The 11,822-nt window shown below is 36.4% G+C and carries 10 protein-coding genes; 9 read left to right on the top strand and 1 reads right to left on the bottom strand.

What is annotated here, in order from left to right; genetic code table 11:
* Positions 1 to 46: 46 nt before the first annotated feature.
* Positions 47 to 1,807 carry a pyruvate kinase gene (gene pyk, locus NYQ66_RS15665; protein ID WP_259870726.1) on the top strand — a complete coding sequence of 587 codons (1,761 nt, stop codon included), beginning with the start codon at positions 47 to 49 and terminating at the stop codon, positions 1,805 to 1,807.
* Positions 1,808 to 1,905: 98 nt separating this feature from the next.
* Positions 1,906 to 2,298: an FxsA family protein gene (locus tag NYQ66_RS15670; protein ID WP_259870727.1), complete on the top strand. Its 393-nt coding sequence runs from the start codon at positions 1,906 to 1,908 to the stop codon at positions 2,296 to 2,298.
* Positions 2,299 to 2,320: 22 nt separating this feature from the next.
* On the opposite strand, the gene ytvI is transcribed toward NYQ66_RS15670, so the two are convergent.
* Positions 2,321 to 3,445, bottom strand: coding sequence for a sporulation integral membrane protein YtvI (gene ytvI / locus NYQ66_RS15675; protein WP_259870729.1), 1,125 nt, complete (start codon positions 3,443 to 3,445; stop codon positions 2,321 to 2,323).
* Positions 3,446 to 3,606: 161 nt separating this feature from the next.
* On the opposite strand from ytvI, the gene NYQ66_RS15680 reads away from it, so the two are divergent.
* The 7 genes from NYQ66_RS15680 (at position 3,607) to hflC (ending at position 11,702) form a co-directional block, all read left to right on the top strand.
* Positions 3,607 to 4,071: a DUF441 domain-containing protein gene (locus tag NYQ66_RS15680; RefSeq protein WP_259870731.1), complete on the top strand. Its 465-nt coding sequence runs from the start codon at positions 3,607 to 3,609 to the stop codon at positions 4,069 to 4,071.
* Positions 4,072 to 4,329: 258 nt separating this feature from the next.
* Positions 4,330 to 5,445 (top strand): citrate synthase, encoded by a 1,116-nt coding sequence (gene citZ / locus NYQ66_RS15685; protein ID WP_259870732.1) that lies wholly within the window; start codon positions 4,330 to 4,332, stop codon positions 5,443 to 5,445.
* Between the two features lie 94 nt (positions 5,446 to 5,539).
* Positions 5,540 to 6,811: an NADP-dependent isocitrate dehydrogenase gene (gene icd / locus NYQ66_RS15690; RefSeq protein ID WP_259870733.1), complete on the top strand. Its 1,272-nt coding sequence runs from the start codon at positions 5,540 to 5,542 to the stop codon at positions 6,809 to 6,811.
* Positions 6,812 to 7,556: 745 nt separating this feature from the next.
* Positions 7,557 to 8,252, top strand: coding sequence for a response regulator transcription factor (locus NYQ66_RS15695; protein WP_259870734.1), 696 nt, complete (start codon positions 7,557 to 7,559; stop codon positions 8,250 to 8,252).
* Positions 8,253 to 9,635 (top strand): two-component system histidine kinase PnpS, encoded by a 1,383-nt coding sequence (gene pnpS, locus NYQ66_RS15700; protein WP_259870736.1) that lies wholly within the window; start codon positions 8,253 to 8,255, stop codon positions 9,633 to 9,635. It abuts the gene before it with no gap.
* Positions 9,636 to 9,799: 164 nt separating this feature from the next.
* On the top strand, positions 9,800 to 10,777 hold the full coding sequence (hflK, locus tag NYQ66_RS15705; RefSeq protein ID WP_259870738.1) for an FtsH protease activity modulator HflK: 978 nt from the start codon (positions 9,800 to 9,802) through the stop codon (positions 10,775 to 10,777).
* A complete protein-coding gene (gene hflC / locus NYQ66_RS15710) occupies positions 10,770 to 11,702 on the top strand; it encodes a protease modulator HflC (protein WP_259870740.1) in 933 nt (310 codons plus the stop codon). The genes hflK and hflC overlap by 8 nt, the downstream gene beginning before the upstream one ends.
* The last annotated feature ends 120 nt before the right edge of the window (positions 11,703 to 11,822 follow it).

Consider the following 11,822-nt stretch of genomic DNA (forward strand, 5'->3'; position numbering starts at 1 on the left):
ATCGATTCTTATATTGTTGTTTTAGAAATTAAGGAGGAAATAAGAAATGAGAAGGACTAAGATTGTTTGTACGATTGGACCAGCATCAGAATCAGTAGAGAAACTAACACAACTAATGGAAGCTGGTATGAACGTTGCACGTTTAAATTTTTCACATGGTGATTTTGAAGAACATGGCCAACGTATTGTAAATATCCGTGAAGCTGCCAAAAAAACGGGTAAAACGATAGCAATATTATTAGATACTAAAGGACCAGAGATTAGAACAGGTACATTAAAAGATGGCCAAGCACAGTTGGAAAAGGGTGCTACTGTTTATGTATCCATGGAAGATATCGAAGGAACTGCTGAAAGAATCTCTGTAACATACCCACAATTAATTGATGATGTTCATGTTGGGTCAAAACTATTACTAGATGATGGTTTAATTGAACTAGAAGTTACGGAAGTCTTAAAAGATAAAAATGAGTTAAAGACAATAGCGTTAAACTCTGGCTTACTTAAGAATAAAAAAGGTGTAAACGTACCGAACGTAAGTGTAAATTTACCAGGTATTACAGAGAAGGATGCACAAGATATCAAGTTTGGTATTGAACAAGGCGTAGACTTTATTGCTGCATCTTTTGTTCGTCGTTCATCTGACGTATTAGAAATTAGAGGGTTACTTGAAGAAAATAATGCGACACATATCCACATCATTCCTAAGATCGAAAACCAAGAAGGTGTAGATAACTTAGAAGAAATCCTTCAAGTAAGTGATGGTTTAATGGTAGCTCGTGGTGACTTAGGTGTTGAGATCCCACCTGAAGATGTTCCACTAGTACAAAAAGACATGATTCGCAAATGTAACACTGCTGGAAAGCCGGTTATTACTGCTACGCAAATGTTAGATTCTATGCAAAGAAACCCTAGACCAACAAGAGCAGAAGCTTCTGACGTCGCGAATGCAATTTTTGACGGATCAGATGCAATTATGTTGTCTGGTGAAACTGCAGCTGGTGATTATCCAGTCGAAGCTGTTCAAACAATGAGTAATATTGCTAAAAAAGCTGAAACAGCACTTGATCACAAAGCAATTCTTGACTTACGTTCTAAATCAAGTGATATGACAATCACAGATGCGATCAGCCAATCGGTTAATCACTCAGCGATGAACTTAAATGTTGATGCTATTCTTACACCAACAGTAAGTGGACATACTGCTAGAATGATTTCTAAATACCGCCCAGAGGCACCTATTATCGCTGTAACCTTTGATGAGCAAGTAAGTCGTAGACTATCACTTGTTTGGGGTGTAGAAACGATTACTGGTGAATTAGCTTATACAACGGACGATGTATTGGATGTAGCTATAGAACGCGGATTAGCTACAGACAGGTTTAAACGTGGTGATCGTGTGATTATTACAGCAGGAGTTCCTGTAGGAGAAAGTGGTACGACAAACCTAATGAAAATTCACGTAATTGGTGATGTCCTAGCAAAAGGACAAGGTGTTGGTAAAGGAAGTACTTATGGTAGAGCTGTAGTTGTAAAAAATACAGAAGAAGCACTTCAAAACGTCCAACAAGATGATATAATTGTTACCTATGGTACTGATAAAGACATGATGCCTGCTATTGAAAAGGCTAGTGGGATTATTACAGAAGAAGGTGGCCTTACTTCACATGCTGCAGTAGTTGGATTAAGTTTAGGTATTCCAGTTATTGTAGGTGTAGAAAAAGCTGTTGAATTAATTGAAAGTGGCAAAGATATAACGATCGATGCTAATAGAGGCGATATATACGAAGGCCACGCTAGTGTACTATAATTTTTAAACAACAAACGAGAAAGAGAGAAGGGAATTTCCCTTCTCTTTACTTTTACACTTTCGTTAAATGAATGACATGAAAGTAAGGAGAGCTGATAATGTTTCGATGGATGTTATTGTTTATACTTATTGTCCCAGCATTGGAGATCGGAATACTCGTTTGGGCAGGTGGAATAATCGGACCATGGTGGGTCGTACTTCTCATTGTATTAACAGGTGTAATCGGTGCATGGTTAGCCAAGAAACAGGGGTTAGATACGATTAATAGAGCAAGACAATCGATGTCTTATGGGCAATTGCCACATGGTGAAATATTTGATGGCATCTGTATATTACTTGGAGCAGCAGTCTTATTAACACCTGGTTTTATTACCGATGCAATGGGCTTCCTATTATTACTTCCTGTTACGCGAGATCCAATAAAACGAGGCATGCAAAAAGCCTTAAGAACAATGATGGAAAGAGGCACGATCACCTTTTATAGACGATAGACCTTGATGAACTGATCTACCATCAGTTCTTTTTTATTTCATCTCCTTTAATATACAACCATACATAGTGGATTACACCTGCACGATGGATCGTGTTTAGTACTACAAGTAAGACTGGACCAATGATTAACCCTAGAAATCCCCATATTTGATAACCAACAAAAAGAGCGATTAAGGTTGCTAAAGGGTTTAACCCAATATTATTAGATAATACCTTAGGTTCCATTAACTGTCTTTGTACGACAACAGTAACATATAAAATGGACAACCCAATCGTTAAGAAGTAGTCACCAGATAAGAATGAATAAACGATCCAAGGAATAAAAACTAAACCGGTTCCTAAGTATGGAAGGATATCAATGGCAGCCGTAATGATAGCGATAGTAAAGGCGTATTCTACTTGAAGAATTACCAAGCCAATCATGACAATGATGCCTGTTATCGTAATCAAGGTGAATTGTGCTTTTACAAACCCGAATAATGCTTTTTTTAATTCTTTAATAATATAAGAGGTTGAAGTATTAACGAGTTCTGGCGTGTGTTTCATAAACATTTCCTTTAGCTTGTACCAATCTTTACTAATAAAAAAAGTACCCAATAAGGAAAAGATAAGGATTGTGACGTAATTTGATACGTTCCCAAGCGCTTTCGGCATATTTTGTAAGATTTGTTGTAGCAGTAGTGCACCTTGCGAGGCAATATTTTCCCCAACATCTTGTATGTTCTGTAAAATAACGTCTTGTTGGTTCTCCTCAAGCGTACTAAACATGGATGCTATTTGTTGATAGATAGGAATGATTTTTTCTGCAATTAATTCTTGAAAGAAAATGACTAAAGCTTGATAATGTGTAGGTATTTGCTCTGCAAGGTAGGTTGTACCATTTATTAATTCAACGACGAGAATTGTTATAATCCCAGTAATGAACGCAAGTACAAACAAGATTGAAAGAAAAACAGCTATTGGACGATTTATATTTAGTTTGAACTCTAGAAAGTTTACAACCGGGTTAAGTATAAACGCAATCATGACAGCAAAAATAAACGGATATGTATAAGTAGTAATATAAAACAGACATAGTGCGATTACGACAACCGAAATTAGCACGATAATCAAACGCAGCATTCGATAAATATTAGTAAGGCTCATCTTGCCACACTCCTTCTTAGTATATAGATATTGTCTATATGCAAAAAATATGTGGTAGTATTAAAACTAGATTTGGATAGAGACTAATAGTAGCCCAAATTATTTTTATTTGTGAGGTTATTGTACTGAGCTACAAGAATGAAGAAAGCGAGGACCACGAGATGTTTCATCAATCAACTCTGTTCTTATTAGTCCTTTTTTTATTAGGTTATATAGGAAAAAATCAATCGATTATGATTGCCGTTTATGTACTGATTGGGATTCAACTTTTCAAGATGGATGATAAGTTATTTCCTTATCTACAGGATAAAGGAATTGGATTGGGAGTAACGATTATTACAATAGCGGTACTAGTTCCAATTGCAACTGGTGAAATAGGTTTTCATGATCTACTTCAAAGTGTAAAATCGTACTATGCATGGATTGCACTTGGTGCAGGTGTATTTGTTGCATTAATCGCTAAAAATGGGTTAACGTTATTGGCAGATGACCCGCATATAACAACAGCGTTAGTGATGGGAACGATCCTGGCAGTTGTATTTTTTCAGGGTGTCGCAGTTGGTCCATTAATTGGTGCAGGAATAGCTTATATGGTGATGAAAGCAGTAGATTTTTTTATTACATAATGTAGGTAAATGTAAAAAATATGTTTATAAAATAGAAAGTTATGCTTCGGTTAGTCTACCAAAATCACATTAAAATAGAGATGATAATTTCCATATTAGTGTGGGGGCTATAAAAAATTTAATCGGTTTCATTTCACAAACAATTCCAAATAATTTATAATTACAGTGGGGATGCTCAGAGCATAGACTCAGGTGGTCTATTTATGTAAATATTTGGCCACATGTAGCTAATAGGATAAAGAAAAGGAGAGGGATGCAATGTCAACCACCAAAGGACTAGAAGGGGTTATTGCCACAGAATCATCGATTAGTTCGATTATTGATGACCAACTAACTTATGTTGGTTTTACGATTGATGACTTAGCGGAGAATTCTAGCTTTGAGGAAGTAGTGTTTCTGTTATGGAATAAGCGACTCCCGAATAGCGAAGAATTAAAAGAAATTAAAAGCCAACTTAATCAAAATATGGAACTCCCAAAAGAAGTCATTGATCATTTTAAATCTTATGACTTAAAAACTGTTCATCCAATGGCAGCTTTGAGAACGGCTGTTTCCTTACTTGGTTTGTTCGATTCAGAAGCTGATGAAATGGATCCTAGTGCAAACCTACGTAAAGCTGTTCGACTCCAAGCTAAAATTGCATCGGTTGTTACTGCGTTTGCAAGAATCAGAGAAGGTAAGGAACCTATTTCACCGAAAAGTGATTATAGCTATGCAGCAAACTTCCTTTATATGCTAAACGGCAAAGAGCCAGAAGCAATCGAAGTGGAAGCAATTAATAAAGCACTTGTTTTACATGCGGACCATGAATTAAATGCATCTACTTTTACTTCTCGTGTTTGTGTTGCAACCTTGTCCGATGTTTATTCTGGTATCACAGCAGCTATTGGAGCTTTAAAAGGTCCATTACATGGTGGAGCGAACGAACGTGTAATGAAGATGCTTACTGAAATTGGTGAAGTAGACAACGCTATTCCTTATATTAAGGAAAAGATGGCGAACAAAGAAAAAATCATGGGTATGGGACACCGTGTTTATAGAAAAGGTGATCCGAGAGCGAAACATTTGAAAAAAATGTCTAAAGAATTAACAGAGCTTACTGGTCAATCAAAATGGTATGAAATGTCTGTTAAAATAGAGGATTATATTAAAGCAGAAAAAGGATTACCTGCTAATGTAGACTTTTATTCAGCATCTGTGTACCACAGCTTAGGAATAGATCATGATTTATTTACGCCTATTTTTGCCATGAGTCGTTTCTCTGGTTGGTTAGCACATATGCTTGAACAATATGATAATAACCGCTTAATCCGTCCACGTGCAGAATACGTTGGTCCAAAAAACCAGTATTATGTGCCAGTAGAGGAACGTTAAACAATTAGCTTGAACTGTGCATAAATTGTCAAAACTATTTGAAAATGTGGTAGTATCTATAGTGTTACTTAAATAGAAAAGGGAGGATTTTTTCATGGCACAAGGAGAAAAAATTACAGTTAACAATGGGGTTCTGAATGTACCAAATAAACCAGTTATTCCTTTTATTGAAGGAGACGGAACTGGTCCTGACATTTGGGCGGCAGCAAGAAGAGTTTTAGAGGCAGCAGTTGATAAAGCTTATAATGGCGAAAAAGCAATCGAATGGACAGAAGTTTACGCTGGTCAAAAAGCATTCGATAAAACTGGTGAATGGCTTCCTAATGAAACGCTAGATACAATCCGTGACTATAAAATTGCAATTAAAGGACCTTTAACTACACCAATTGGTGGGGGAATTCGTTCTTTAAACGTTGCATTACGTCAAGAGCTAGATTTATTTACTTGTCTTCGCCCAGTACGTTATTTTGACGGAGTTCCTTCTCCAGTAAAACGTCCAGAAGATACAGATATGGTTATTTTCCGTGAGAACACAGAAGATATCTATGCTGGTATTGAATGGCAACAAGGCTCGGACGAAGTGAAGAAAGTAATTGACTTCCTTCAAAATGAAATGGGTGTACATAATATTCGTTTCCCTGAAACGTCAGGTATTGGTGTGAAACCAGTATCAGCAGAAGGTACAAAGCGTTTAGTACGCGCTGCAATTGATTATGCGATCAATGAAGGACGTAAGAGTGTAACGCTAGTACACAAAGGAAACATCATGAAATTCACAGAAGGCTCATTCAAAAACTGGGGTTATGAGCTTGCTGAAGAAGAGTATGGTGATAAAGTCTTCACATGGGCTGCGTATGATAAAATTGTGGAAGAAAAAGGTCGTGAAGCTGCAGATCAAGCACAAAAAGCAGCTGAAGACGCTGGCAAAATCATCGTAAAAGATGCGATTGCTGATATCTTCTTGCAACAAATCCTAACTCGTCCACGCGAGTTCGACGTTGTAGCAACAATGAATCTAAATGGTGACTATATCTCTGATGCACTAGCTGCACAAGTTGGTGGTATCGGTATTGCACCAGGTGCGAATATTAACTATGAAACTGGTCATGCTATTTTTGAAGCAACGCACGGTACAGCTCCAAAATATGCAGGATTAGATAAAGTAAATCCATCTTCTGTAATTCTTTCAGGTGTGTTAATGCTTGAACACCTTGGTTGGAGAGAAGCTGCTGACCTGATTACAAAAGCAATGGATAAGACAATTGGATCTAAAGTAGTAACGTATGACTTTGCTAGAATGATGGAAGGCGCAACTGAAGTAAAAACTTCCGAATTCGGTGATGAATTAATTAAGAATATGGACTAAGTCATAAAAGGGGTTTTATGACTATAAATGGAGAAAGTTTCAGTAAAACGGTGGATTATGTGGGGATATAACTGCCAACGCAGAGTGATGGACATACCCATTACTCCTATAAAAAACCTCCAAGCTTATGTGAATAGGCTTGGAGGTTTTTGTTATTTTTTTTGTTCTTATGAAGCTGCATAGTAGATATAAAATGCGACACAATTATTGCTTATAATAATGGAGCTATCACGTTCGAACGCATCAGAGGATGAACCTCTTGCTAACGCGTTCGCAAGAGTTGTATTCGAACGCGTCAGAGAGTGAACCTTGAGCTAACGCGTTCGCAAGAGATGTATTCGAACGCGTCAGAGAGCGAACCCTGAGCTAACGCGTTCGCAAGAGTTGTATTCGAACGCGTCAGAGAGCGAACCCTGAGCTAACGCGTTCGCAAGAGTTGTATTCGAACGCGTCAGAGAGTGAACCTTGAGCTAACACGTTCGCAAGAGTCGTATTCGAACGCGTCAGAGAGCGAACCCTGATTTAACGCGTTAGAAAGCAGTGCTTCCGTAATAGCTAAGTTAACTACGTCGCACTTTATAAATACTACGTCTTAACAATCAATCAAATAGATCTAGAGCTAAGCGAAAAGATGGAATTGTAAATAAAAATTTACATTTTATTGAACAACTTTATAGTTTACTAGTATTCACATAAGACTTTCTTCATTGTATGATGAACATAACATAGAAGATGGGGTGTTAGGATGAATCAAAAGGTTTTAATTGTAGATGATGAAGAATCAATCGTAACCCTGCTCCAATATAATATAGAAAAAGCAGGTTTTAAAACAGATGTAGCATATACTGGTACCGATGGATTACATAAAGCAACTTCTCAATCATTTGATTTGATTGTATTAGATCTAATGTTGCCCGGATTAGAAGGAACAGAAGTTTGCAAGCAGTTGCGACAAAAACAAATCGACACACCTATTTTAATGCTTACAGCTAAAGATGATGAATTCGACAAAGTATTAGGTTTGGAACTTGGTGCAGATGATTATTTAACAAAACCTTTTAGTCCAAAAGAAGTTGTGGCACGGATAAAGGCCATTTTAAGACGGACAGGTAAACGAGAGAGTGAACCTGAACAGTCATTTATAAAAGTTTCTGAACTACTTATTTATCCAGAACAATACGAAGCGACGATCAGAGATGAGACGTTAACCTTCACGAGAAAAGAATTTGAGCTATTATTGTATTTGGCTAAGCATAAAGGCAAGGTTTTATCTCGTGATCAATTACTAAGTGCGGTTTGGAATTATGATTTTGTAGGAGATACAAGGATTGTGGATGTTCATGTAAGTCACTTACGAGAAAAGATTGAGCCTGACACAAAGCACCCTGTTTATATAAAGACTATTCGTGGTCTTGGGTATAAAATGGAGGAGCCTTCTTAAATGGGTGCTTCAAATAAACGTTTGTTTTTCATGTATGCATTTATTGCATTTCTAATTATGACCAGTATTGGTAGTATCATTATTCCATTTGTTTCCGGTACGGAACGGATCATTGTCGGGTTGGTGATGCTTGGTGGATTAATTGTGCTATTAATACTAATTTACAATATTTTTGACAGGTATATAAAACCAGTACGGGCCTCTGCCATGGTCGCTAATGAGCTAGTGAAAGGTAATTACAAAGCTCGAACGTATGTAAATCATTATGGAGATGCTGGAAAGCTAAGTAGTTCTATTAATAAGTTAGCACGAAGTTTACAAGAGATGACAATCCAAGAAAAAATGCAGGGAAATCAATTAAGAACTGTCATTGATAATATGGAAAGTGGACTAATGTTAATTGATGAGAAAGGGTATGTGCATTTAGTCAATAGAAAGTTTATTCAAATTTTTGGCAAAGAAGTATCGGAGTATGTAGGATTCTTATATTATGATGTGTTGGAGCAAGTAAGGATACATAAGGCAGTACAAGAAGCTTTTTTATATGAAGAAAAAGTAAAAAGTTCCTTCACAATTTCTATGGAAGTGGAAAAAAGATACATCGAAATTGTAGGAGCTCCTATCTTTACTGATACAAAAGAATTAAAAGGCGCTGTTTTAGTCTTTCATGATATCACAGAGTTAAAACGTGTTGAGCAAATGAGAAAAGACTTTGTAGCAAATGTATCGCATGAATTGAAAACACCAATTACGTCGATCCGTGGATTTGCAGAAACACTATTAGATGGAGATATGGACAGTGATGATCTACGAAAACAATTTTTGGCGATTATATTGACTGAAAGTGAAAGACTTCAAGCATTGGTTCATGATTTATTAGAGCTATCTAAGTTGGAAAGAGATGAGTTCAAATTACGCTATGAAAATATAGAAATTACAAAGCTATTGTCAGGGATTATAGCCATTACTGAACAACAAGCAGAAAAGAAAGATATCGAGTTTACTGCTACTATCGATGATTCGATTTATATGCGTGCCGATCATGATCGGTTAAAGCAAGTGTTTATCAATTTGTTAAATAATGCTATAAACTATACGCCTGTAAGTGGTAAGGTGGAGTTAGTGGTAAAAGAAAACCAAGAAGTTGTTGAAATCACCGTAAGTGATACAGGAATCGGAATACCGGAAGAAGTACAGAATCGGATTTTTGAAAGGTTCTATAGAGTAGATCGTGCAAGAAGTAGAAATACTGGTGGTACAGGATTAGGACTAGCGATTGTCAAACATATTGTGGAAGCTCACAAAGGAACTATTCATGTTGAGAGTAGGTTAGATCAAGGTTCCACTTTTAGAATAGAAATACCTGTAAGTAGACAGGTTTGATGACATTTTATCCTTTACAAAAGTAGCTTGGCATGTAATTTGTTGCCAGGCTACTTTACTTTTTGGGTGAAAAAATACCTCTTAAAAAGAAATAGGGGGTAGAAAATGAAACCAATCTAGTATTGTAAACGTATGTGTATTATGCATAAAAAAGGGGGAGAAATATGACTTTAAAACAAATCTACAGTTGGTTAGGTATTGTAATTGCAATTGTTATTCTTGGTTTTGTTGGTCTTACTAGTTGGTACACTGTAGATGAATCAGATCAAGCGGTAATCCTAACTTTTGGTAAAGCAGAAGAAGCAGTTACAGAATCCGGATTACATTTTAAATTACCTTGGCCATTGCAAGAAGTAGAAAAACTATCGAAAGAAACATTTAGTTTGGACTTAGGTCTTGATGATACGGATACTGTTAGAATGATTACTGGAGATGAAAAAATTATTCAAGCGAACTTAGTTGTGCAATGGAAAATTGCGGAACCTGAAAAGTTTCTTTTTGAATCAACGGATCCAGAAACGATCTTGAACAATGGCACATCTGCTGCACTTAGAAGCATTATTGGTTCTTCTACGATTGATGAAGCATTAACAGATGGAAAGGCGAAAGTTGAAAATGAAGTAAGGGAACTGCTCATTTCACTAATTGATGACTATGACATAGGAATATCTATTTCAGATGTAAAACTTCAAGAAGTAGATTTACCAAATGAAGAGGTAAGACAAGCATTTATGACAGTTACGGATGCCCGTGAAACGATGAATACAAAGAAAAACGAGGCAGAGAAATATGAGAATCAACAAAGAGAGGAAGCGCTTGGTGAGAAAGACGCGATTATATCTCGTGCTGAAGGAGATAAAATTGAACGTATTGAAATTGCGCGAGGTAATGTAGCTGAATTCAATGCATTGTACGAAGCGTATCAAAATAGTCCTGATATTACTAGAGAACGCCTGCTATTAGAAACGTTGGATCAGGTACTTGCGGATGCCAATGTTTATATTATGAACGATGATGGAGATACATTGAAATATTTACCATTGAACCCTAACAACACAAATACTCGAACAACTACACCGGTTCCAAGTTCTGATGACAATAACAATTCTACTGCTACAGAAGAAGGTGAAAAGAATGAGTGATGAAAATATACTTGACATGAATAGTAAAAAATCATCCAATGAGGTTAAACGCTATGTGAAGATGGGGATTTCAGGTATCCTTCTGATAGTTATTGTAGCTTTGTTTATCAGTAGTATGTTTATTGTAAAAGAAGGCGAATACAAAGTAGTTCGGCAATTTGGGGAAGTAATCGATATTAAGGATACGCCTGGATTACATTTCCGTGTACCAATCCTACATTCTATTACGACATTACCAAATAAAAAGATGATATATGATGTTACTGAAAAAGAAATAAATACATTAGATAAAAAGAGAATTATCATTGATAATTATGCTATATGGGAAATTATTAATCCAACCCAGATGATTACGAATGCTAAAACTGAAATTAACGCTGAAGCTAGAATGGGAGAGTTTATTTTCTCTATTATAAGATCTGAACTTGGTACCATGAATTATGGACAAATAATAAATGATGAGGGAAGTACACGTGGAGATATTAACCAGCGAGTAACAGCACGTGTAAATGAACTATTAGCACGCGATGAATATGGTATAAGAGTAAATGATATACGTATCAAAAGAACGGATTTACCTGAAGAAAACGAACAAGCGGTATTTAGACAAATGATCTCTGAACGTGAATCAAAGGCACAGGAGTATTTATCTCAGGGTGAAGCAGAAAAGAAACGTATCATTGCTCAAACTGACCGTGATGTAAAAGAGTTGCTATCAAAAGCAAATGCAGAAGCAGCTCAAATTCGTGCAGAAGGTGAAGAAGAAGCAGCTGTGATGTATAACGAGGCATTCTCTCGTGATCAAGATTTTTACCAGTTGTACAGAACCTTAGAGTCATATAAAAAGACTATTAACAACGAAACAACAATTATTTTACCAAGTAATTCTCCGTATGCAGAATTATTATCTGGTTATACGGAGTAATCCTTTGTTAGAGGAAAACAATATAAGTAGCAAAACTGACCTGATGTTAGTAATTTCATCAGGTCAGTTTTTTTCATCTATACCATGATCATGGTAATATAGAAAGTAGAAGAAAAGTAA

Origin of the sequence: Aquibacillus koreensis, assembly GCF_025154055.1 — a bacterium.
In the GTDB taxonomy this organism is placed as follows: Bacteria; Bacillota; Bacilli; order Bacillales; family Amphibacillaceae; genus Aquibacillus_C; species Aquibacillus_C koreensis.

Coding starts and splice junctions, on each gene's coding strand:
- pyk (WP_259870726.1), top strand. CDS start 47: ATGAGAAGGACTAAGATTGTTTGTACGATTGGACCAGCATCAGAATCA.
- NYQ66_RS15670 (WP_259870727.1), top strand. CDS start 1,906: ATGTTTCGATGGATGTTATTGTTTATACTTATTGTCCCAGCATTGGAG.
- ytvI (WP_259870729.1), bottom strand. CDS start 3,445: ATGAGCCTTACTAATATTTATCGAATGCTGCGTTTGATTATCGTGCTA.
- NYQ66_RS15680 (WP_259870731.1), top strand. CDS start 3,607: ATGTTTCATCAATCAACTCTGTTCTTATTAGTCCTTTTTTTATTAGGT.
- citZ (WP_259870732.1), top strand. CDS start 4,330: ATGTCAACCACCAAAGGACTAGAAGGGGTTATTGCCACAGAATCATCG.
- icd (WP_259870733.1), top strand. CDS start 5,540: ATGGCACAAGGAGAAAAAATTACAGTTAACAATGGGGTTCTGAATGTA.
- NYQ66_RS15695 (WP_259870734.1), top strand. CDS start 7,557: ATGAATCAAAAGGTTTTAATTGTAGATGATGAAGAATCAATCGTAACC.
- pnpS (WP_259870736.1), top strand. CDS start 8,253: ATGGGTGCTTCAAATAAACGTTTGTTTTTCATGTATGCATTTATTGCA.
- hflK (WP_259870738.1), top strand. CDS start 9,800: ATGACTTTAAAACAAATCTACAGTTGGTTAGGTATTGTAATTGCAATT.
- hflC (WP_259870740.1), top strand. CDS start 10,770: ATGAGTGATGAAAATATACTTGACATGAATAGTAAAAAATCATCCAAT.